16 protein-coding genes are annotated in these 23540 nt (G+C 61.5%); 7 read left to right on the top strand and 9 right to left on the bottom strand.

The genetic code is table 11. The features are described from left to right. Nucleotides 1-103: 103 nt before the first annotated feature. From HER32_RS04815 to HER32_RS04845, 7 genes are all read right to left on the bottom strand, one after another. On the bottom strand, nucleotides 104-2218 hold the full coding sequence (locus tag HER32_RS04815; protein WP_168680937.1) for a glycoside hydrolase family 97 protein: 2115 nt from the start codon (nucleotides 2216-2218) through the stop codon (nucleotides 104-106). A gap of 67 nt (nucleotides 2219-2285) precedes the next feature. Beyond that, nucleotides 2286-3665 (bottom strand): alpha-amylase family glycosyl hydrolase, encoded by a 1380-nt coding sequence (locus tag HER32_RS04820; protein WP_168680939.1) that lies wholly within the window; start codon nucleotides 3663-3665, stop codon nucleotides 2286-2288. Nucleotides 3666-3816: 151 nt separating this feature from the next. Then, nucleotides 3817-4980, bottom strand: coding sequence for a T9SS type A sorting domain-containing protein (locus HER32_RS04825; RefSeq protein ID WP_168680941.1), 1164 nt, complete (start codon nucleotides 4978-4980; stop codon nucleotides 3817-3819). Nucleotides 4981-5236: 256 nt separating this feature from the next. Further along, nucleotides 5237-6871 (bottom strand): RagB/SusD family nutrient uptake outer membrane protein, encoded by a 1635-nt coding sequence (locus HER32_RS04830; protein ID WP_168680943.1) that lies wholly within the window; start codon nucleotides 6869-6871, stop codon nucleotides 5237-5239. A 120-nt stretch (nucleotides 6872-6991) separates the two neighbouring features. Next, on the bottom strand, nucleotides 6992-10105 hold the full coding sequence (locus HER32_RS04835) for a SusC/RagA family TonB-linked outer membrane protein (protein WP_168680945.1): 3114 nt from the start codon (nucleotides 10103-10105) through the stop codon (nucleotides 6992-6994). Between the two features lie 482 nt (nucleotides 10106-10587). Next, a complete protein-coding gene (locus HER32_RS04840) occupies nucleotides 10588-12216 on the bottom strand; it encodes a DUF6377 domain-containing protein (RefSeq protein WP_168680947.1) in 1629 nt (542 codons plus the stop codon). 77 nt (nucleotides 12217-12293) lie between these two features. Beyond that, on the bottom strand, nucleotides 12294-12542 hold the full coding sequence (locus tag HER32_RS04845; protein ID WP_149071908.1) for a hypothetical protein: 249 nt from the start codon (nucleotides 12540-12542) through the stop codon (nucleotides 12294-12296). A gap of 97 nt (nucleotides 12543-12639) precedes the next feature. Here HER32_RS04845 and HER32_RS04850 point away from each other — a divergent pair, with 97 nt between their 5' ends. The 5 genes from HER32_RS04850 (at nucleotide 12640) to HER32_RS04870 (ending at nucleotide 17932) form a co-directional block, all read left to right on the top strand. Further along, entirely contained in the window at nucleotides 12640-13980 is a 1341-nt protein-coding gene (locus tag HER32_RS04850; protein ID WP_168680949.1) for a YfcC family protein, read from the top strand. 111 nt (nucleotides 13981-14091) lie between these two features. Further along, nucleotides 14092-14793 (top strand): RibD family protein, encoded by a 702-nt coding sequence (locus HER32_RS04855; protein ID WP_168680950.1) that lies wholly within the window; start codon nucleotides 14092-14094, stop codon nucleotides 14791-14793. A gap of 182 nt (nucleotides 14794-14975) precedes the next feature. Beyond that, nucleotides 14976-16016, top strand: a complete 1041-nt coding sequence (locus tag HER32_RS04860) for an NAD(P)-dependent alcohol dehydrogenase (RefSeq protein ID WP_168680952.1) — start codon at nucleotides 14976-14978, stop codon at nucleotides 16014-16016. A gap of 198 nt (nucleotides 16017-16214) precedes the next feature. Next, the gene (locus HER32_RS04865) at nucleotides 16215-17114 is read left to right on the top strand and encodes a helix-turn-helix domain-containing protein (RefSeq protein ID WP_168680954.1); all 900 of its coding nucleotides are present in this window, start codon (nucleotides 16215-16217) and stop codon (nucleotides 17112-17114) included. Between the two features lie 80 nt (nucleotides 17115-17194). Then, nucleotides 17195-17932 carry an SDR family oxidoreductase gene (locus HER32_RS04870; protein ID WP_168680956.1) on the top strand — a complete coding sequence of 246 codons (738 nt, stop codon included), beginning with the start codon at nucleotides 17195-17197 and terminating at the stop codon, nucleotides 17930-17932. A 69-nt stretch (nucleotides 17933-18001) separates the two neighbouring features. On the opposite strand, the gene HER32_RS04875 is transcribed toward HER32_RS04870, so the two are convergent. After that, a complete protein-coding gene (locus tag HER32_RS04875) occupies nucleotides 18002-18403 on the bottom strand; it encodes a DUF6960 family protein (RefSeq protein WP_168680958.1) in 402 nt (133 codons plus the stop codon). Nucleotides 18404-18950: 547 nt separating this feature from the next. On the opposite strand from HER32_RS04875, the gene HER32_RS04880 reads away from it, so the two are divergent. Together HER32_RS04880 and HER32_RS04885 are read left to right on the top strand one after the other, a co-directional pair. Further along, nucleotides 18951-20777, top strand: coding sequence for an alpha-amylase family glycosyl hydrolase (locus HER32_RS04880; protein ID WP_232066381.1), 1827 nt, complete (start codon nucleotides 18951-18953; stop codon nucleotides 20775-20777). 158 nt (nucleotides 20778-20935) lie between these two features. After that, nucleotides 20936-22783: a glycosyltransferase gene (locus tag HER32_RS04885; RefSeq protein WP_168680960.1), complete on the top strand. Its 1848-nt coding sequence runs from the start codon at nucleotides 20936-20938 to the stop codon at nucleotides 22781-22783. Between the two features lie 140 nt (nucleotides 22784-22923). Here HER32_RS04885 and HER32_RS04890 read toward each other — a convergent pair whose 3' ends face one another. Next, nucleotides 22924-23409, bottom strand: a complete 486-nt coding sequence (locus HER32_RS04890; protein WP_149071913.1) for a hypothetical protein — start codon at nucleotides 23407-23409, stop codon at nucleotides 22924-22926. Nucleotides 23410-23540 lie beyond the last annotated feature (131 nt).

Here is a 23540-nt window from a genome sequence, read left to right on the forward strand (position 1 = left end):
AAGGCGGCGGTCAGCTACCATCGGGCAACCTGCTGAACGCTTGGCTGGCGGCCGATAGTTCGTCGCTGAGCGTCATGCAGAGCGGAACCTGGAATGACGTTGATCAACGGCTGACAGGTTTGATGCTCACAGCCGCACCACCCCCGGCCGCCAACTGCAGCTTCAGGGTCGACTTGCTGTCCACTTTCTGCTTGCGGATCTGGTAGCTCATGGGATTTTTGTCCCAGCTGGCATCTTTCCCGTCGGCGTAGATGGTCGCCTCGTAGCGCTGGCCGGGCGTCAGGAAATCCAGCTTCAGGGTTTGGGCGCGGGCGTTTTCGTCGGTGATAGCGCCTACGTACCACTCTTCCTTACCCTTGGCTTTGCGGGCCGTGGTGATATAGTCGCCGGGCTCGGCGGCCAGGATGCGCGTATCGTCCCAGTCGACGGCTACGTCTTTGATGAACTGGAAGGCATCGGGGCGCTTTTCGTAGGCTTCGGGCAGGTCGGCGGCCATCTGCAGGGGCGAGTACAGGGTTACGTACAAGGCCAGCTGCTTGGCCAGGGTGGTGTGCACCTGGCGGCCTTTGTTCTGGGCGGGGTTCCAGTCTTCCAGCTTGATCTGAAAAATGCCGGGCGTGTAGTCCATGGGGCCGCCCATGAGGCGGGTAAACGGCAGGATGGTTTCGTGCTCGGGCGGGTTGCCGGTGCTCCAGGCGTTAAACTCGTTGCCTCGGGCGGCTTCCGAAGCCAGCCAGTTGGGGTAGGTGCGGTGCAAGCCCGTGGGGCGCACCGACTCGTGCATGTCTACCATAATCTGCCGCTGGGCCATGTTCTCGGCAGTGCGGTTGAAGTGGTTGACCATCCACTGCCCGTCGTGGTGCTCCCCGCGCGGAATGATGCGGCCCACGTAGCCGGTTTTCACCGCGTCGTAGCCGTGCTCCTTCATAAAGCGCAGGGCCTGGTCCTGGCGCCGCTCGTAGTTGGTCACGGAGCCCGAGGTTTCGTGGTGCATGATGAGCTTCACGCCCTTGCCGGCGGCGTACTGCTGCAGCTCCGCCACGTTGAAATCGGGATAGGGCGTCACGAAGTCGAATACTTCTTCCTTCCAGTTGTTGGCCCAGTCTTCCCAGCCCACGTTCCAGCCTTCCACCAATACGCCTTCAATACCATTTTTGGCGGCAAAGTCGATGTAGCGCTTCACGTTGGCGGTGTTGGCGCCGTGGCGGCCGTTGGGCTTCAGCGCGTTCCAGTCGGTGGAGGCCAGCTTGAGGTTGCCGGTATCGGAGTAGTTCCAGCTGGCCTTGTTCACGTGCATCTCCCACCACACGCCCACAAACTTCTGGGGCTTAATCCAGCTGGTTTCGGCGAGCGTGGTAGGCTCGTTCAAATTCAGAATGAGCTTGGAGGCCAGCACGGCGGGGGCATTGTCGGCCACTACCACGGTGCGCCAGGGCGTGTGCTCGGGCGCCTGCAGGTAAGCCGCCGCCCCAGTGGCCGAGGGCACCAACTGGCTGGTGAGGCCGAAGGTTTTGGTGTCCACGTTCAGCATCAGGGCCGGGTAGTTCACCAGCGCGGCCTCGTGGATGTTCACGTACAGCCCGTCGTCGGACTTGAGCATGAGCGGAGTCTGCACCCGGTTCGGCGCCGATTTTTCCTGAATCGGGGTAATGTCCGCGCTGTTGACTTCGCTTAGCTTCGAGGTCGTATAGGTGTATTCGTTGGAGTCGTAGTCCCCGGGAATCCAGAACGCCTTGTGGTTGCCGGTTAGGTTGAACTCCGTTTTCTCTCCCTGCACCGTGAAATAGGTGAGGTCTTTTTGCCGGGGTACTTCGTAGCGGAAGCCCACGCCGTCGGCAAATACGCGGAAGACGATATCCAGCTGCCGGCCGGGGGCCTGGGCCTGCCGCAGGTGCACCGTGAGCTGCTGGTAGTGGTTGCGGATGCTTTTCACCTCGCCCCACACGGGCTGCCAGGTCTCATCTGCGTCCTTTACCTCACTGCCGATGAGCTGCAGCTGACCATCGAAGCCCGGCGTGCCGGCCAGCTCCAGGCCCAGGCGGGAAGGCGTAATCACGGCCCGTTGTCCGTAGGAAACCGTGTACGTGGGCTGCCCCGCGGGGCTGAGCGCAAAGGTTAAACTCACCTTATCGAGGCGGGCCGTGAGTGGGGCAGCCGTAGGTTGAGCGGCCCCCCGGAGGCCGGCCGTAAGCAAACAAAGAAGCAGTACTTTTCGCATGATCTAAACAAGAATTCCGACCGCGTGAGTTGTGTAAAGCCCACCCACGCCCGGAATATCGGACAAACTATTTGTGCAGCACCAGATACTGATACGGCGCCAGGGTAAGGGAGCGGGCTGCGTCGGCGGGCTGCCCACTAAAGGCGTGGCGCCAGCCGGCACCGGCCAAACTGGCGGGAATGGAGAAGAGTTTCGGAGAGCTGCGCAGGTTGACCAGCACCAGCACCTGCTCCTTACCCGCCGTTCTGGTGAAGGCGCACACGTCGTCGGTGCTGTAGGAGGTTAGCTCGCCGCGGCGCAGGGCCTTGCTGCCGTTGCGGAATTTGATGAGGCGCTTGTACTCGGCCGTCAGCGCGGGGTTGGGCGTCCAGTCGATGGGCTGGCGCGCGCCCATGAACGGCACCCGCTGGCCGTAGCCCACTTCCTGCCCGTTGTAAATCATGGGCACGGCCTGCATGTAGGCTGCCGTCACGAAGGCCGCCATTGCCCCTTGAAGGCCGCCAAAAAACTCCTGCGGGGTGCCTTCCCAGGCGTTCAGGTCGTGGTTGGACACGTAGCGCACCATGCGCGCCGCGGGCGGGGCGTTGCGGTACACGGCCGCGTTCAGGGAGTCGAGCAGCTTCACGCTTTTGCCCTGGGCAAAGATTTCATGCTTTAGCACATTGATAAAGCCAAAGTCGTAGCACAGCGGGAAGCCGGCCCGGAAGAAGTGTTTTTTCTTGTCGCCCTCGGCCAGCAGCAGCACCTTGCGCCCCCGGATGGAGGTGAGGCTCTGGCTGGCTTCCTGGAAAAACTCGAACGTGGGCCCATCGGCGTAATCAAACCGGAAACCGTCGACGTTGGCCTGGAACACCCAGTAGCGCATGGCCTGAATCATGGCGGAGCGCAATTGGGCGTTCTGGAAGTCCAGCTGAACAATGTCCTTCCACTCGGGAATGGGGTTGACGAGGTTGCCCGCGTCATCGTGCACGTACCAGTCGGGGTGCTGCTGGGTCCAGGCGTGGTCCCAGCTGGTGTGGTTGCCCACCCAGTCCAGCATCACGGCCAAGCCGCGGGCGTGGGCGGCGTCTATCAGCATGCGCAAATCCGTGAGCGTCCCAAACTCAGGATTCACGCTGGTGTAGTCGCGCACGGCGAAGGGCGAGTCCACGGCCTTGAGCTTCCCAATCGGGAAAATGGGCATCAGATACACCACGTTTACACCCAGGGCCTTAACCGAATCAAGCCGGGCCGTGACGCTTTGAAAGTCGCCCGCCCGGCTGAACCCGCGCATGTTTACCTGGTAGATAGTGGCGTCCGGACTGTCGGGCACGCCCCGAAAGGGCTTGCCGTACGGGGCCGGGTCGTGGTAGACGGCCGGGGGGCCGGCTTTTTGCGCCAGCCCCGGTTGGGCGCCCGCCAGCAGCGGCAGTGCCAAAAGACAGGCCGCGAGTAAGGTATTTTGCATGGTGAACAACTCAATACCAGCCCGGCAGCCCTATTGCTACCTGACTGGCGAAACGTTATTTGGTTGGTAGCAGCCAGCGGGCGGGCGGCAGACCTTCCCAAGGGGCCGGAAACATTCCCCAAGTTTCCGGCCCGGGAAAAGTATAGCCGCACTAGCGGGTTACGGCCAGGCGGCGGGTCGCTATTTTTTCCCCTACCTGGACCTTCACCAGGTATGCACCCACCGCCAGGTCGCCCGTGGCTACACTCAGTTCGTGGAAGCCGGCCGACTGGCGGGCTGCCAGCAGGGTCCGCACCTCGCGGCCCAGCAAATCCGTCACGCGCACCGATACAGCTTGCGCCTTATCAAGCACCCGGTAGGCAATAGTTGATTTTCCCTGCGCAGGGTTCGGAAACACGCTCATGGCCACCACCGCTTCTTCGGCCTTGCGGCTGCTGGTCACCACCAGGTTAAGGGCTGCCGCCTGGGTGCCGGCCAGGGCCGTAAAGTCGGGGCTGAAGCCGAGGTTGTTGTTGCCATTGCCGGGAATTTCCGGAATTACATCCGACGACCAGTAGCCGTCCCCGCTCACGTAAGCGGCCATAGCGTGCACTACCGAAGCCCCCGAGGGCAGGCCCAGGGCGGCATTGTCGAACTCATATTCGAGTCCATAGGAACCCGCGCCCCCTTCGGTGGCATTGCCGGGGTTGCTGGTAATGTCGCCGGTGGGCGTGGTCGGGGCCAGATAGGCTACCCGGGTGCCCGCAAACAGGCTGTAAGCACCAGTCGTGGCCGAGGCCGGCAACGTGTTGGCCGAGCCGCCGGGGTTGACGGGTGCGCTCAGCCCGTCGCCCAGGGACTTGGCCATGCCCGTGGTGGCCGTGTAGATGGCGGCCTGCACGTCGTTGGTGCCGGTGGCGGCAATGGCCACGTCGGTTTCCATCTCCATTTTGGTGCCGCCAATGCCCCCGCCCGCGAAGGTGCCAAATACTGTGGTCGTGCCCGCAATAGCCGGTAGGGCCGTGCCCACGGGCACCCCGGTTCGGTTCGGCAAATCCAGGTAGAGCTGAAAGTTATTGCCACTGGCTTCCAGGGTGCCGGCCAGCCCGATGTAGAGCTTGGTGGCAGTGTTAGCCCCGTACATGCGCAGCAGGCCCGCATTGCCGAAGCCGGCCCCAGCAACGTGCGGCGTAGTAAAGGCCCCCAGGGACGTGTATTTGCCGCCGGTGGCTCCTATTTCGTTGGCGTTGATGATGCCATCCAACGTAATCTGGGCCTGGGCGCTGGTGGCGCCAGCCAGGGTGCTAATCAATGCCAAGGTAAGTGTTTTTTTCATGACGAAGGAGCGGGTGAGAAGAAAGGATAGGTGAGTGAGTGCCGCGGGCCGCGGAGCAGGCAAGGACCCTCCCCCACCGGCGCTGGGCCCAAGTGTGTCGGCCGCCATCAGGAGTATTCCGGCAACCAGCAACGGCCCAGGGCAGCCCGGTAAGTGGGGCCACCGGGCCCTGACGCAAGAGCAGCGCCAGGGCCCATGCCGCATTAGTAACCTGGCTGGTTGCCCACTGCCGGGCCAGGGCGGCCCGGTGGGCTGTTTAATTGTAGCCGTCGTTCTGCTTGAGCGTTGGGTTGGCTACCAGGTCGGTAGAAGGCAGCGGGTAGAGGTTGCGGTAGGCGGGCACATCGTGGCCCTGCTTGTCGTCGCCCGAGCCGGCGTAGCCTTTGAAGGGCCAGTTGTAGCCGGTTGTGAACTTGCCGAAGCGCACGAGGTCGGTGCGGCGGGTAGCCTCCCAGTACAGCTCGCGGCCGCGCTCTTCCAGAATAAAGTCGGGGGCCGTGAGCTGGGCCAGGGTGATCCGGCCGTTGGTATTGCCGTAGGCCCGGTCGCGCAGGGCATTCACGTAGTCCAGAGCCTGGGCCTGGGTCCCGCCCTGGCCGCCGCGCAGCACGGCTTCGGCGTACATCAGGTACACGTCGCCAAGGCGAAGCAAGGGGAAGTCGGTGTCCACGAAGATGAGCTGTGGGTCGTTGCCGTTGGCTCCGGTGGAGGTCTTGTTCCGCCACTTCGTCACGCCGTAGCCCTCCGTGAAGATAGTCAGGTCGTTGATTTCCAGCGTCTGGCCCGAGGTAAAGAACATGGCGCGGGTATCGAAGTCACTGCCGGTGGCGGGAAACAGCAGCGGCAGGTTTTTGCGGGTGCGGTTGCCGGCCCAGCCGCTGTTAATGCCAAAGCCGCTGGTGAGCATCTGGCCGCCTACGGCCGCGTGGGTCAGGTAGGTAGTGCCACCGTAGCCCTGCGAGGCCACCCCGTCGCTGGTGAGGGGAAAAATGATTTCCGAGGCGGACGTCACGTTGTTGTCGGCCAGAAAGAGTAGCCGGTACTCGGGGGCCAGTGCGTAGTTAGCCTTCAGGATGTTATTGCAGTACGTGAGGCAGTCGGTATAGCGCGCAGTGCCGGTATACACCTGGGCATTCAGGTAGAGCTTGGCCAGCAGGGCCCAGGCAGCACCCTGGTCGGCGCGGCCGTAGGGGGCCGTGTGGGCGGGCAGCAGCGCGGTTTCAATAGCTTTCAGCTCAGACTCCACGTAGGCAAACAGCGCTGCGCGGGTGGTTTGCTTGGGCAGGTTCTTGCTGGGCGCGTCGGCCTCGGTCACGAAGGGCACGTTGCCGTACAGGTCGATGGCGTGGTAGTAAGCCAGGGCGCGCAGGAAGCGGGCTTCGGCCCGGTAACGGCGCGCATTTTCGGCATCGAGGCCCACAATGCCGCGGCGGCTGAGCTTGTCGTCGCTGGTTTCGCGGATAAACTCGTTGCACAGCGCCACTTCGTAGAAAATCCGGGTGTAGCTGTTGTTGATCAGGTCGTTGCTGCTGGTCCAGCTGGTGGTATTCAGCTCCTGGAGCGGGGGGCTGTTCCAAGCCACCACGGCCTGGTCGGCTACCAACTCCTGCAGGTACCAGTAGGCGCGCAGGTACGAGGTTTCGCCCTCATCCTTGCCCTGGCCGGCAAATACGTCGGGGCTGCCGGGGTTGCCCGATAGGTTGAAGCCGGCGTAGCACTTGGCCAGCACCTGCAGGTGGTTGGCCGGGTCCTTGTACACCGACTCGGTGTTCAGGTCGTAGAACGGCTCCCGGTCGAGGTCTTTATTGCAGGCCGTGAGGCCCCCGGTGAGTAGCGCGGCGGCCGCGGCCAGGGTGAAGGCGTTGCGGCGCAGAATGCGATGGAAGTTCATGAAAAGGCGATGAGTAAATGAGCGAAGGGGTGCATGAGTGAATGGTAGAATACCGGCAGCAGTGATGGAGGACTCGTGGGTCATTCACTCCTACCGTTATCTGCCCATTCGTTCATTGGCTTAAAAACCCAGGTTGATGCCGGCGGTGAGGGTACGGGGCAGCGGGTAGAAGTTGCTGTCGATGCCGGTGGCGCGCTCGGGGTCGAGGCCCGAGTAGCGGGTGAGCAGCAGCAGGTTCTGGCCCGCCAGGGTAAGGCGCAGGCTGGTGCCGGCTTTCAGCAGGCTGCCGAAGTCGTAGCCCAGCGTCACGTTCTGCAGGCGCACAAACGACCCATCTTCCAGGTTGATGTCGCTGAAAGGCTGACCGTTGCGGAACCCGGTTGCGTAGATGGCGGGCACCACGTTGGCCGAATAGTTGAGCGTCGTGTTCAGGCCGTAGTAGTTGTTCTGGCCACTGGCTACGTTGTTGTACACGTAGCCCCCGATGTTGGAGCGCACCGTAAAGTCCAGGCTGGCTTTGCCGTAGCTCAGGCTCGAGCTAAAGCCCAGAATGGCTTTCGGAGCGGGATTCTTGCCGTACACCTTGTCGCGCTCATTGATGGTGCCGTTACCGTCCTGGTCCACGTACTGGTCGGTGCTGAGGCTGGCGGTGGGGCCTTGCAGGGGCCGGCCGTTTTCGTCGTACTTCTGCTCGTACAGGAAGAAGGTATTGGGGGCGTAGCCCACCGCATTCACCTGCACAAACTGGAAGTTGCCCACATTGCCCGTGGGCGTGCCCAGGTAGTTGGGGTCAACTACCTGCGAGAGGCGGGTAATCTTGCCCCGGTTCATGGTCGCATTAAAGTTCACCGTCCAGTTCAGCTTCTCGCCGCGCAGCACGTCGTAATTCAGGGCCAGCTCCACCCCGCGGTTTTCCAGGCTGCCAATGTTGGTGAGCAGGGTGTTGGACAGGTTGCTACCGGCCGGCACCGGAATCACGGCCAGCAGGTCGTCGGTCTGGCGCAGGTACGCATCCACGGTACCCGTCAGGCGGTTGTTCAGGAAGCCGAAATCCAGGCCCACGTCATACGTCCGGGTTTTTTCCCAGCGCAGGTTGGCGTCGTAAGCGGCCGGCTTGAGGGTGCGTACAGTATCGGTGCCAATGATCTGGCTGACCACCGGGGAGCTGAGGTTGTAGCTGGCCAGGTAAGGGTAGTTGCCGGCCACGTTGTACACGTCCTGCTGGCCCGTGCTGCCGAAGCTCAGGCGCAGCTTCAGGTCCGAAATTACGGTCGTCTCTTTCAGGAACTCCTCCTGGTTGATGCGCCAGGCCACCGAAGCGGCCGGAAAGTAGCCCCAGCGGTTGTCGGGGCTGAAGCGCGAGGAGGCATCGGCCCGCAAGGTGCCCGTCACTAGGTATTTGTCCTTGAAGTTGTAGTTGGCCCGGCCGTAGTACGAGAGCAGGGTGTACTGCGTCTTGAAGGGGTTCTGAGCGGGCTCCAGCGGGTTGATGCGGCTGCCGTCGGCCTTGTAGCTGAACCGGAACGGCGCGTAGGTATAGAAATCCTGGTACGAGTAGCCGGCCAGGGCCTCCACCCGATGGTTGCCCAGCTGCTTGGTGTAGTTGAGGAAGGCTTCCAGGAGCTCATTGTTTTTTTCCTGGCGGTAGGAGTTGTTCAGGCCCTGCGTGGAGTACGCCACCGGCGACTCCGCCCCGATAAATACCGTCCCTGAGCTGCGCGACCGGTCGTAGCCCAGGTTCAGGTTGGCGTGCAGCTCGGGCAGGAAGTGCAGGGAGTAGTCGAACTGCACGTTGCCGATGCTGCGCAGCACGGTGCTCCGGTCGCGCTTGTCGTTGAGCAGCGCCACCGGGTTACGGTCGGTCAGCGGGTTCGGAATAGCCCCGTCGCGCCACTCAAAGTAGCTGTTGAAGCCCGTGCCGTCGTTCACGTAGATGGGCTGCGTAGGGTTGAAGCGCGCCGCCGCGCCAATGGCGCCCTGGTCGGCGAAGCGGTAGTCGGCCCAGGTGCCCTTGAAGTTGAGGTCGATGCGCAAATGATTGTCCAGCAGCTTCGGCGACAACCCCACAGAAGCCGAGTTGCGCTTCAGGTTGCCGGTTCTAAGGGTGCCATCCTGGTCGAGGTAGCCCACCGACACCCGGTAGGGCAGGCGATTCAGGCTACCGGTCACGCTCACGTTGTTGTCGGTCGTCCAGGCGGTTTGGTAGATAGCATCCTGCCAGTCGGTGTTGGCCGTGCCCAGGTAGGCCGTGTTGTTGGGCGGGATAATGCCCTGAGCGACGGCGTTGTTGAGCAGCGTGCGGTAGGCGTCGCCGCTCAGCACGTCTACTTTGCCGTAGTTCTCGGCGCGCGTCACCAGTGAGCTGACGTTGACGCGGGTTTTCTCCCCTTCCAGGCCTTTTTTGGTGGTGATGAGGATAACCCCGTTGGCCGCCCGCGAGCCGTAGATGGCCGTGGCGGAGGCGTCTTTCAAAATGGTAAACGTCTCAATATCATTGGGATTCACCAGCGCCAGTGGATTGCCGGCCCCGTTGATGCCCTGGTTATCCACCGGCACCCCGTCGATAACGATGAGCGGGTCGTTGCTGGCGTTGAGGGAAGAGCCCCCCCGCACCCGGATGGTGCTCACCTCGCCGGGGGCCCCGCCGCCGGTGGTAATTTGCACCCCAGCCACCTTGCCCTGCACCAATTGCTCGGGCGCGGTCACCTGGCCTTTCACAAAGTCCTTGGCCGATACGGTCGTTACGGCGCCGGTCAAATCCTGGCGGCGGGTAGTGCCGTAGCCTACCACCACGGCTTCGTTCAGCAGGGTGGTATTTTCGGCCAGCGTGGCGTTCAGCACCGCGTTCTGGCCGGGGGCCGCCGTAAAGGGCAGGCGCTGGGTATTATAGCCCACGAAGGATATCACCAGCACGTGCGGCCCGTCGGGCACATTGTCGATGTTGAACTGCCCGTCGGCGTTGGTGGAGTTGCCCAGGGAGGTACCTTCTACCAGCACCGTAACGCCGGGCAGGCCCTGCCCTTTCTCATCCACGATACGGCCACTCACCGAGCCCACCACTACGGGGGCCAGGCGCACCAGCACGGTGGGGTAACGAAGACTGGCGCCGGCTACAAGAGCGGGCAGCGCCGGCGTGGCCAGAGCAGTGCCGGCCGCCAGCAGACCCAGGGCCGGCGCGAGCAGGACGCTGGTAAACTTCCGGGGAATGGGGGGAAATGGTAGGAGTACGGGCATACGAGTAAGGGGCTAGCAGAACCTGCGGATTACGTTGCCTGCCCAGCACTACCCACAGCAACAAACGTTTGCGGCAGCCTCTGGCAACAGGAACGACACAAAGCAATGCCCCTCGGTACTCAACTAAAATTTGTCAAACTTCAATCAAGAAAATATAGCCACATCTAATCTTCAACACGCTTATTTACAGTAATTTAACTCCCTGTTTCGCAACTCAAATATGAACGTAGTATTGCTGCTTTGGGAGTTTATTTCCCGGAACCCCGGGTGTTGATCAGCTGGATAGTAGCGCCGCAAGGCGCATTAATTGTGCCCTAAGTACGTACTCACTTCCATTCCCCTTTCCCGCACCCAGCCTTGCACTGGGCGGCTGGGTGTGGCGTAAGCAAGCCCAACACCCACAAGCCCTGCGGGGCTTGATAGTTCATTTGTCGTCTTGTGGTTAGTAGGTAACTCGGCCGTGGCGCAATGGCCAGGCCTGGCTACACCGCCTGAATGGCCTGGATGCGCGCCTCGAACTCCTCGTTGGGTACCAGGGAGCGGTTTTTCACCCGCGTCTTGTAGGTATAGATAGTATTGATAGAGTAGCCCAGCATCCGGCTGATCTGCTCACTGTCGCTGATGCCTAGGCGGATGAGGGCGAAAATGCGCAGCTCCGTCGTCAGCAGCTGGTCCTCGGCGAGCTGTACCTGATCTTCGGGCCTGAACAAGGCATTGAACTGGCTGATGAAGTTGGGGAACAGCCGCAGGAAGACGGTGTCGAAGCCCTTGAACAGGTCGTTGCGCTCCTTCTTGATGTTGATACCGTCGGTCAGCTTTTGCACGGCGGTGTACTGCTTGTTGCCGAGCTGCGTGTCAAGCGTCTTCTTCAGCGACTCCAGCTTGTCAATGTACTGGGAGTTATTGTGGAAGTAGTAGGCAATGTATTCCTCCTTGATCTTGTTGGCCTCGTTCAGGCCGTTGTTCAGCTGGTGCAGCTCGTGGTTGCGGGTGCGCAGCTCCCGATTGGTCAACGAAATCAGCTTGTCGGCCTTTTGCAGGCGGCGCAGCTGCTTGAAGATGATGAACAGGAAACCCACCACAAACAAGGCCAGCAGCGTGACGACCGTGGAGTACGTTTTCAGCGACTTGCGCTGGTTTTCGATGATATTGATTTTCTGCCCTTCAATGAGGGAAGAAATGTGGCTTATTTCAATCTGCCGCTGCCGCGCCTTATAAAACGTGGCTTGCGCCCGCGCTTCCCGGATGAACGTGTAGGCGTTTTCCAGGTTGCCGCGCCGGTAGCAGTAGTCAGAAAGCTGGAAGATGGCTACCGTTTCCTTGGTGGCGGTTTTTACGTCGGCAATGGCCGATACCAGCAGCAGCTCGAAGGCTTTGTCTTCCTGCTTACCCACGAAAGCCATGTGGGCCGCGGTGCTGGCACTCACCGCCAGCTGGTGCAAGGACAGCTGCGGCAGCCGCCGGATCTGCTCGTAGAGCCTCGTACCCTCGGCCAGGCGGTTGTTTTTCAAAGCCAGAAACTGCCGCATCGAGAGCTGTTCGTAGGAGCCGGGACGGCTGTACTGCAGGGCCGTATCGGTATAAGCCAGGGCCTTGACGTAGTAAGCGGGCCGGTACACGGCATCCTGGTTGAAGTCGCCCAGGTCGCTGTAGGCGCGGGCCTGCAGGAAGTAGAAGTCCACTTTATCGGCGTTGCTCAGCCGGCCGGGCTTAATGGTTGCCAGCGTTTCGAAGGTTTCCTTGAACATGCCCGAGGAGAGCAGGATGAAGGCCAGCCTGAGCTTGGCCACTTCAATTTTGCCGGGGTCACGCAAGTGCTCCGCTACCTGCATGATCTTCTGGCTGTAGACGAAGGCCGAGTCGTACTTAAAGGCCTTGTATTCGTCGTAGATGCGCAAGCCCAGGTCGAACTTCGCCGCGTCGCTGCCCTTGCTGGCCCGGAAGGCCGTGGTGAGGGCCGCAATACGGGTCCAGCGCTGCGCGTCGTACTGCTGCTTATGCGCCAGCGCGGTATTCAGCTCCGTGAGCAGGCTGTCGGTAGTGCCCGTGCTGGCCCGGCCCGAAGCCACGCAGCACACCACCATCACGCATAAGAGCAGCAGGAATTTCACCAGGCAGGCAAACTAAAAGGGGCCGAAGTTGGCGGGGGCCAAAAGTAGTAAATATGTTGAGCCGGCCCGGAAGGCCGCTACGCCCACTCCCCGGGCAGCTGCACGGCTTCCAACCAGGGCTGGAGCTGGGCCGGGTTCTGAAAGGGGTTGATGAACAGCACCCGCTCCTCCCCCACTAAGCGCCACACCTCGGCGTAGAAGTCGCCGAAAGCAAACAGCTGCAGCCGGCAGCCGTGCTCGGCGCGGTCGGCCAGGTGGTGCCCGGCCTGCGCCAGCCGGATTCCCTGCTCGGTCTGGTGGAGTTGTTTAAAGGTGTGTAGGTCCATCGGCGGCATTGCTCAGGCATCGAAGATACAACGCGCCCGGCAGCTCCCGCAACTATATAGATCAGCAGCTATTAGCCACAACGCGTACTTTCGCCGGATGAAAACCCTGCGCTTTCCGCACCCGCTGGTGCTGCTCACCGGCTTTATTCTGCTGGCCTGCCTGCTAAGCTACCTCTTGCCCGCCGGCGTGTTTGAGCGCCACGCCGACGCCGCCACCGGCCGCGATATTGTGGTGCCTGGCTCCTACCACCGCGTGCCGCCCACGCCCGTGAGCCCGCTGCAGGCGATAGTAGACATCCCGAGAGGTCTGGGCGAGGCCGCTTCCGTCATCTTCCTGGTGTTTCTGGCCGGCGGCGCTTTCACCGTGGTCGACCACACCGGGGCCCTGCGCCGGGGCGTCGACTGGCTGCTGGCCAAGTTCCGGGGGCGGGAGGCGGTGGTTATTCCCATCATCTCGGTGCTGTTTGCCACCATGGGCGCCCTGGAAAACATGCAGGAGGAAATAGTGCCGCTCATTCCGGTTTTGCTGGTTCTGATGCGGCGCATCGGCTACCCCGCCATCACGGCTGCTGCCGTGAGCATTGGCTCGGCGGCCGTGGGTGCAGCGTTTAGCCCCCTCAACCCTTTTCAGGTAGGCATTGCCCAGAAGCTGGCCCAATTGCCGCTACTGTCGGGCGGCGGGTTCCGGCTACTTTTTCTGGCTTTGGCCTTGGCTATCTGGATTGGAGGCACCGTGCGCTTTGCGTTGCGCCACCGCGTAGCTCCGGAAGCTGATGCCGATGCCGAAACCAGCGGGCAGGGGGGGCGACACGGCATCGTGCTGGCATTGTTGTTCGTCACGTTTGCCTTTTTTGCCTACGGAGTACTGAAGCTGGGTTGGGAGTTTGAGCAGATGGCGGCGCTGTTCTTCGCGCTGGGCGTAGCAGCGGGCCTCATTGGCGGCCTGGGCCTGACGGGCACCGCCGAGTCGTTTATCGTTGGCTTCCGCGACATGGCGTTTTCGGCCATGCTCATTGGCTTTGCCCGGGCCATTTTCGTGGTGCTGGAGCAGGGCCAGATTGTGGATACCATCGTCAACGCCATGTCGGCGCCGCTGGCGGGGCTTCCCGTGGCGCTGTCGGCGCTGGGTATGGTAGGGGTGCACACGGCTTTGCACCTGCCGGTGCCCAGCGTGAGCGGGCAGGCCGTGCTTACCATGCCCCTGCTGGTGCCCCTCTCCGACCTCATCGGCCTTTCGCGCCAGGTAACGGTGCTAGCCTACCAGTACGGCGCCGGCCTCTGTGAGCTAATTACGCCCACCAACGGCGCCCTGGTGGCCATTGTAGCCGGCTGCGGGGTGCGCTTCGACCAGTGGTGGCGGTTTGTGCTGCCGCTGTACCTGGCGCTGCTGGCGTTGGCGGTGGTAGCTATTGTAGTGGGCATTGCGGTAGGAATTTAGCCCGGCTGGCCCGGCGCTGGTATTTTCTACTGGCTCCGGAACGTGCCTGAGCACTTGGCTACCACAAAGCCAGGGACAGTCGGACGGCCCCCGTAACCGTATAAGCCCGCTATGAAAAGACCCCATGTAATTTGCCACATGATGTCGTCGGTGGATGGAAAAATCCTGTCCAGCAACTGGCAGGACGAAGACATTTACGACACTTTTGCCGGCTACTTCGAGAAATACCACGACACGTTTACCAGCCAGGCCTGGATGTGCGGGCGCATCACCATGGAACGGGACTTCACGGGCGGCGTCCAACCCGAGCTCCAGGCCCCACCCCAGCCCATTGCCCGGGAACCGTTCATCGGGAATAAAAATGCCAGGTCCTTCGCCGTTGCCGTCGACGCCCACGGCAAGCTGGGCTGGGATACCAACGAAACCGGCGGCGACCATATCATCGAGGTGCTGACCGAACAGGTAAGCGACGAGTACCTTTACTACCTGCAGCAAAAGCAGATTTCCTACCTGTTTGCCGGGAAATCGGAAGTTGACTTTGCCTCGGTGTTGGAGCAGCTGGCCGCGCTGTTTCCCATCCAGACGCTGATGCTCGAAGGCGGCGGCCACCTGAACGGCTCCTTGCTCAACGCGGGCCTCATCGACGCGCTCAGCCTGCTGGTGCTGCCCCTGGCCGATGGTACGCCCAAGTCGCCGACTACCTTTGAAGTCAGTGAGTACCTGACCAAGGGCCCCGCCACCCACTTGTACCTCACCCAGGTACAGCGGCTCGATAACGACGTGGTGTGGCTCAAGTACCGCTTCGAGCGTTAAGCAAGTTCTCAAGATGAACGTCATGCTGAGCACAGCCGAAGCATCTCTACTGCTTCGTTGAACAACCATTATAACGAAGCGGTAGAAATGCCTCGGCTCCGCTCAGCATGACACAAGGTTTTTCTGAGGCTTATATTTTTGCTTCTACCCATTTCTGTTCTGCTCAACCAAACCTCCTTCTCATGATTGAAACGAAAGCCTACGCGGCTCAAAGCCCCGAAACCGACCTCGCCCCTTGGACCTTTGAGCGCCGCGACGTGGGTGCCCACGACGTACAGATTGAAATCCTGTTCTGTGGGGTCTGCCATTCCGATTTGCACCAGATCCGCAACGAATGGTTTCCCGGCATCTTCCCCATGGTGCCCGGCCACGAAATCGTGGGCCGCATCACCCAAGTCGGCGACCATGTTAAGAAGTTCAAGCAAGGAGACTTGGCCGGCGTAGGCTGCATGGTGGACTCCTGCCAGGTGTGCTACAACTGTAAGGACGGCCTGGAGCAGTACTGCGTGGAAGGCAACACCCAGACCTACAACAACCTCGGCCGCGACGGTGTGCCGACCTACGGCGGCTACTCCAACACCATCGTAGTGCGCGAGGAGTTCGTGGTAAGCGTGCCCGAAAAGCTCGATCTGGCAGCTGTGGCTCCCTTGCTCTGCGCGGGCATCACCACCTACTCGCCCCTGAAGTACTGGAAAGTGGGCCAGGGCCATAAGCTGGCCGTGGTGGGCCTGGGTGGCCTGGGCCACATGGGCGTGAAGTTCGGCGTGGCCTTCGGGGCCGAGGTGACCGTACTCAGCACCTCACCTGCCAAGGAAGCCGACGCCAAAGCCCTCGGTGCCCACCATTTCGTGGTAACATCCGACGAGGAGCAGCTCAAGACGGTGCAAGGCTCCTTCGACTTCATCCTCGACACGGTAGCCGCCGACCACAACATACCGCTGTACCTATCCCTGCTCAAGACCAGCGGCACGCACATCTTAGTAGGCGCTCCACCCAAGCCCCTGGAAATTCCGGCCTTCGCCCTGATTCCGGGCCGCATGAGCGTATCCGGCTCCACCATCGGCGGCATTGCCGAAACCCAGGAAATGCTGAACTTCTGCGCCGAGCACAACATCGTGTCCGACATTGAGCTCATCAACATCCAGGACATCAATCAGGCCTACGAGCGGATGGTGAAAGGCGACGTGCGCTACCGCTTCGTCATCGACATTGCCAGCCTGTAAAGCCTGTCGTATCAAATAAAAGCCGGCTCCTGCCCTACTGCTCGTCGAAACCGGGTAGTAAAGCGGGAGCCGGTTTTTTGCGTCCAGAAGGTTCGGGCCAACACCGCTAAACTGCGCCTCCAGCCAACCATTCAGGCCGGCCGTGGTTACGGGCTGGTATGAGCTTCGTATGTTGCCCAAAGTTTGTTTTCCCTGAGCATGTATCCGTATCCCAGCAAGCCCCTTATCCCGGTCTATGCCTCCGAGCACAACGGCCTGGCCGGCAGTAAGGGCAGCCAGCCCTTCACCATCGTGCAGGCAGAAGGAGCACTCGTGTACGAGGAGGATCTGCTGATTCCGCACCGCAAGGCTTATTACCTACTGGTATTCGTGAAGCAGAACCAGGGCCGACACTGGGTGGATATGACGTCCTACGAGCGTAAAAACCGCACGCTTTACTTCACCGCTCCCCACCAAATTTTGGTGAAAGAGGCGCCCACGCCGTTCTGGGGCACCTACCTCACCTTTACCCCCGAGTTTCTGAGCCTGCAGCAGCACGCGGCCCTGCGGGAGCTGCCCCTGATTCAGAACCCCCACCACGGCCACGAACTACTGCTCTCAAATGCTGACTGGGCTTTTGCCGAAGACCTGCTGGCCAAGCTCTCAGCCGAGTACCAGCGCCCCGGCGAGTGGCAGCACCGCATGCTCACGGCCTACCTCACGGTGCTGCTCACCTACCTGAGCCGGCTCTACACCGAACAGTTTACCGGCGGCGAGCCGACGCCCGACCAGCTCCTGCTGCGCACCTTTCGGGCCCGGATTGAGGAGAGCTTCCGCGAGTTGCACGAGGTTAGCGCCTACGCCGAGCAGCTCCACATTTCGGCCGGGCACCTGAGCGAAGTGGTCAAGGCCCAGAGCGGGCGGCCGGCCATCAAGCACATCCACGAGCGGCTGGTGCTCGAAGCCCGGCGTCTGCTGTTTTACACGCCCCTTGCCCTCAAGGAAATTGCCTTCGACCTCGGGTTTTCGGATGCGTCTTACTTCAACCGCTTCTTCAAGCGCGAAGTAGGCGTGACGCCGGCCGAGTACCGCACCAGCATCCGCAAAATGTACCAGTAATACCGCGGAATGGGGGCCAGCGGCGCGCCGGGGGCCCGGTAGTTTTGTGCTGTTCATTTAACACGCAACGTACCAGCCCCATGAAAACCGCACTTATTACCGGCGCCAACAAAAGCATCGGCTTCGAAACCGCCCGCCAGCTGCTCCAGCTCGGCTACCACGTGTACCTGGGCAGCCGCGACCTGGAAAAAGGCCAACAGGCCGCCGACCAGCTCCACGCCGAAGGCTACCTTGCAGTCGAGCCTCTGCAGATTGACGTAACCGACAGTGCCTCTATTGCCGCCGCCCGCACCGAGCTGGGGCAAAGAACCCGCGTCCTGGACGTGCTCATCAACAACGCGGGTATTCTCGGCGGCATGTCGCAACCGGCCCTTACCAGCCCCATCGGCATGATTAAGGAGGTGTTCGAAACCAACGTATTTGGCGTGATTCAGGTCACGCAGGCGTTTATTGACCTGCTGCGGGAGTCACCGGCGCCTCGCATCGTCAACGTGACTTCCGGCCTGGGCTCATTGACCCTGCACAACGACCCATCCTGGAAATACTACGCCGTGAAAGGGGCCGCGTATCAGCCCTCGAAAGCGGCCCTGAACGCCTACACGATTATGCTGGCCTATGAGCTGCGCGACACGCCTTTCAAGGTAAACGCCGTGGACCCAGGCTACACTGCCACCGACTTCAACCACCACAGCGGCCCCGGCAGCGTGCCGGATGCCGCCGCCCGCGTGGTGAAAGCCGCCCTACTCGGCCCCGACGGCCCCACCAGCCAGTTCTTCAGCGACGATAACGCCCCGGAAACCGGCATCAGCCCCTGGTAAAAAGCACGTTGGGTAGCGGCGTTACCCGCGGCTATCCATCGGCTTGCTACTCGCTTGCCTCATCTATCATCAGGCAAACCGCAGCTCTTCGGCCTCGAACACGCGGGGCAGCTTGCGCTTGCGCTCCACCAACTGAAAACGGGCCCGGTCGGCCGCCTCATCCCAGAATACGTCGGAGATAAGACCGCGGTGCGGGGGCCGGCCGGGCTCGGGCGCTACTTCCTGCACGGCATCGCCGAAGGAGAAGGCGGGCTTGCCGTAGAGCTCTTTAAACAGCTCGGGGCGCACCTTGAACTGCTGCTCATCGTAGCGCAGCAGCAGCCACTCCTCATCTTCATCAATTTTCTCGAACAGCTTGCCCACGGGCTCCAGCCACTCAAACGTGCGCCGGTTGGCAGGGTGAATGTAGCTATAGCCGTAGGCGGGCGTCCAGCCATAAAGGCCGTGAACAACGGGTTTAGGACGAGGCACTGGAAAACGTTGAAAAAGTAGTAAAGCAAAAATAAGCCACGCACTCCGGACCACGGGTGCAAATGTCGGGGCTTCAGCCAGGCTCACGGGCACCCGCCAGATCGGCTCCCTGACAGAATGCCGGGCAGGGGCGGAAGGTTCCGGGCACTCCGCGTAGCCCTCCCCGTTGGCGCGACTTGCCACCGGCCGCAGGAGTTTGCCACTGCTCCCCAGCTGGTTGGCGGGTGGCAGGCCCTACTGCGGCCCCGCCGTGTATCAGGGCCTGGGCTGATCCAGCCAGTCTGTGGTCGTGGCAAAGCTAACCAAGAGGCGTCTATCATTCCTTGCCTGGGGTGCCCCGCGCTGCTGGAGGGCAGGCTTTTCCCGGACACCCCGCGGCCGTGTGGCCGGCCGCCCCTTAACCGGGCGGCATGGGCGGAAAAATGCCCCCGATTGAACTAAAGCGGGTAAAACGTGGCCCAGCGGGCAGGAAAGTATAACCAAATCATTAGCTCCACAGTAGAAGAGGCCAGCGAAACATTTGCTCTGCTTTTCTGACCGAACCTATATGCCCCAGGCTGAACTACTTCCTGCTCCCACGCTCCAAACGGGTATGGGCGCTATTCCCCACGCTCTGGGTACCACCTTCCGCGTGTGGGCCCCCAATGCTACCGCCGCGGCCGTAGTGGGCCCTTTCAACGACTGGAACCCCACCGCGCACCCCCTCACCCACGAAGCCGACGGCTACTGGGCTACTGATATTGCCGACCTCGGCGCCGGCACCGAATACAAGTTCTGGCTGCAGACGCCCACCGGCGAGCTAACCAAAAATGACCCCTACGCCCGCCAGGTAACGCACTCGGCCGGCTCCTCCGTAGTACCCAACTACTCCTTTGACTGGGAAGACGACCAGTTTCAGATGCCGGCCTGGAATGAGCTGGTAGTGTACGAGCTGCACGTAGGCACTTTCAACGCCCCCGACCCCAACCGCCCCGGCACCTTCCTGAACGTAGTGGAAAAGCTGGGCTACCTGCGGGACCTGGGCATCAACGCCATTGAGATTATGCCGGCCACCGAGTTTCCGGGCGGCCGCAGCTGGGGCTACAACCCCGCCCATCCCTTCGCTCTCGAAACCGACTACGGCGGGCCGCAGGCCTTCAAGGAACTGATAAAACAAGCCCACCGCCACGGCATTGCCGTGATTCTGGATGTGGTCTACAACCACTTCGGGCCCGGCGACCTGGACCTCTGGCAGTTTGACGGCTGGCAGGAAAACGACGGGGGCGGCGTGTACTTCTACAACGACTGGCGCGCCGAAACGCCCTGGGGCCACAACCGCCCCGACTACGGCCGCGACGCCGTGCGCCGCTACATCCGCGACAACGCCCTGATGTGGCTGGAAGAATACCGCGTGGACGGCCTCCGCGCCGATGCCATTGCCCATATCCGCAACGTGGATGGCACCAACGACCCTTCCCGCGACCTGCCCGAGGGCTGGAGCTTGATGAAGTGGATCAACGAGGAAATCCGGGAGCGGATGCCCTGGAAAATCACCATTGCCGAGGATCTGCTGGGCAACGAGTTCATCACCCGCGCCCCCGAAGATGGCGGCCAGGGGTTTGCTGCCCAGTGGGATGCCGGCTTTGTGTACCCCATCCGCGAAGCCCTGACGACTCAGCATGACGCCGACCGCAACCTGGCGGCCGTGGCCGAAGCCGTGGCTAAGCGCTACAACGACGACGCCTTCCAGCGCGTCATCTACACCGAGTCACACGACGAAGTAGCCAATGGCAAGAGCCGCGTGCCGGAGGAAATCATGCCCGGCGACGCCCACACCTGGTTCCCGAAAAAGCGGGCGACCCTGGGTGCCGCGCTGGTGTTTACGGCCCCCGGCGTGCCCATGATTTTTCAGGGCCAGGAGTTTTTGGCTGATGGCTATTTCTCCGACGACCAGCCCCTGAAATGGGAGCACGCCGAAACGCACCGCGGCCTGGTGACGCTCTACCGGGACCTGATCCGTCTGCGGCGCAACTTCGAAGGCAGCACCCGTGGCCTGCAGGGCCAGCACATCGACGTGTTCCACGTCAACGACCAGGAAAAAGTGCTGGCCTTCCGGCGCTGGGCCGATGGCGACGGGGGTCCCGGCGACACTACCATTGTGCTCTGCAACTTCGCCGACCGCGCCCACGAGGCCTACGCCATTGGCCTGCCCTGCCAGGGCCACTGGCGGGTGCGCTTCAACTCCGACTGGGCCGGCTACGACGAAGAGTTCGGCAACTACGAGAGCGTGGATACGCACAGTGAGGAAGGCGAGTACGACGGGTTTGCCTGCCACGCCTCCTTTGGCCTGGCTCCCTACTCGGTGCTCATTATCTCGCAGGAATCAGGCGAGTAATTTTTCGTTTCTCTACACCTACGGATGCCGGCCGGGAAATCATCCCGGGCCGGCATCCGTGTTTTTTGGTGAAAAAACGGGCCCTTGCTGGCATTGCATCCCGTTTGCTGCCTACTTTACCGGCCCGTCCGGCTTCCACCCTTCTATTCTTGCGCGTTATGCAGTTTCCATCATCGGCCCCCGACCTTGTTGCCCCCAATGCCCTGCTGGTGGAAGTAGCCTGGGAAGTCTGCAACCAAGTGGGTGGCATCTACACCGTTATCCGCAGCAAAGTACCGGCTACGGTGCAGGGCTGGCAGGATAGCTACTGCCTGCTGGGCCCATACTTCGCGCACCAGGCCCAAGCCGAGTTTGAACCCGTAACGGAAGCGGAGCTGGCCGCGGCCGCCGACCCGTTTTCGCGGGCCGTGCGCCGCCTGCGGGAACAAGGCGTGGATGTGCACTACGGCGTGTGGCTGGTAACGGGCCGCCCCCGGGTGGTGCTTCTGAACCCCTATGATGCCTACGGACAGCTGGGCCAGATCAAAGCCGACCTCTGGCGCGACCACGGCATTCCGACCCCCGAACACGACGACCTGCTACACCAAGTAGAGGCCTTTGGGCACCTAGCCAAGCGCTTTGTGCAGGCGCTGGCCGCCGAAGCGGCCGAGGACGCCACTCAACCTAAGGTGCTGGTGCACTTCCACGAGTGGATGACGGGCGTGGCTATTCCCGACCTGCGCCGCGAGCAGGTGCCGGTGCACATCATCTTCACTACCCACGCCACGCTGCTGGGCCGCTACCTGGCCATGAACGACCCCAACTTCTACGACCACCTGATGCAGGTGAGCTGGGAGGCGGAGGCGCGCCACTTCAACATTGAAACGGCTGTGCGCATAGAGCGGGCCGCCGCGCACGGCTCCCACGTGTTTACCACGGTAAGTGAGCTGACGGTGCGGGAGTGCATCTACCTGCTCGACCGGATACCTGACGCAGTGCTGCCCAACGGCCTGAACATCGAGCGGTTTGTGGCCCTGCACGAGTTCCAGAACCTGCACCAGCAGTACAAAGCCAAGATTCACGAATTCGTGATGGCGCACTTCTTCCAGAGCTACTCGTTTGATCTGGACAAGACGCTGTACCTGTTTACCTCGGGCCGCTACGAGTACCACAACAAGGGGTTCGACCTGACGCTGGAGGCGCTGGCCCGCCTCAACTACCGCCTGCAGCAAAGCGGGCTGGAAGGCCAGGTGGTTATGTTTTTCATTACCAAGCGTCCTTTCTACAGCATCAACCCGCAGGTGCTGCAAAGCCGCGCGGTGCTGAATGAAGTGCGCGAAACCTGCGAAGCCATTGAGCGACAGGTGGGTGAGCGGCTGTTCTACGCCGCCGCCGGCGCTACCGACTACAAGCTGCCCGAGCTAGGCAGCATGGTAGACGATTACTGGAAGCTGCGCTACCGCCGCACCCTGCAAAGCTGGAAAACCAACAGCCTGCCCCCGGTTATCACCCACAACTTAGTAGACGACCACAACGACGACATTCTCAACTTTGTGCGGCGCGCCAACTTGGTCAACAACCAGCATGACCGGGTGAAAATTGTGTATCACCCCGATTTTGTGTCGCCCACCTCTCCCCTGTTTGGTATGGAGTACGGGCAGTTTGTGCGGGGCTGTCACCTGGGCATCTTTCCAAGCTATTACGAGCCCTGGGGGTACACCCCGCTGGAGTGCGTAGCCCGCGGCGTGCCTGCCATCACCAGCGACCTGTCGGGCTTCGGCGACTATGTGATGCAGAATGTACCGCAACACGAGGAGAAAGGCATTTTCGTGGTGCAGCGCCAGGAAAAGAGCTTCGATGAAGCCGCGGAGGAGCTCACCAACATGCTCTGGACCTTTGTGCTGCAAACCCGCCGGGAACGGATTATGCAGCGCAATCAGGTAGAAAGCTCCTCGGAAATGTACGACTGGAAAAACCTGCGCGTGTACTACGACCGGGCCTATCACCTGGCCCTGGAGCGGAGCTAAGGTTAATTACTAGTTATCAGTTGTTTGTTGTTGTCAGGTATCAGGATAGCCTGATAACTAGCGTGGTCGTGTGGCAGGGTGCGGGGCTGGCCATTGTGGCAGCAGGAAACAACCAGCAACTCGCAATGAAAAACTAAATGCTACGCCATCTGGCGGACGGGTTTGTAGAGAAACAGTAGCCCCAGGCCCGCTATCAGGCAGGCTAGAGTGGGCAACAGCCCCGTGGGCGTGAGAAAGAACGTGGGCGCGCTGAGGGCCACCAGGGTGCCCGCGGCGTGGCAAAAGGGCCGGGCCGCCCGGGAGCGGCCCTGGCTCAGCAGCTGGGCCTGCTGCAACATGCGCAGACTCAGCCCCATAAATACCACGCCCATCAGCATCAGGGAATAAAACTGAAAGTCATAAGCAAAGGTGTGGGTCATCAGGCGCTCCAGGGCCTGGCAGAGGTTGGCCAGCAAATGGGCCCCCATCCGCACCGCCACCCAGGTAGGTCCCAGCACCAGAGCAAACAACGCCAGCCGGCGGATGGGCGGTTTATAACGCACCAACCACTGCCGCCAGCAGACAAGAGCCAGCAGCAGCGTCAGCCCCGCTGTTAGTGCATCAAGGTGTAGCCACACGAAGCTCATAGAATAAATCAGCCGGATCAATACCTAAGCAAAAGTACCCGCTTACTGCCCCTGCGTCAATCACATAAGCATGTGAAGGCTCCCAGGCCCTACTCAGCTAGCTACAATACAATTCGCGCCGGAGAATCATA

This window comes from Hymenobacter sp. BT18 (genome assembly GCF_012273015.1).
GTDB classification, from domain to species: Bacteria; Bacteroidota; Bacteroidia; order Cytophagales; family Hymenobacteraceae; genus Hymenobacter; species Hymenobacter lutimineralis.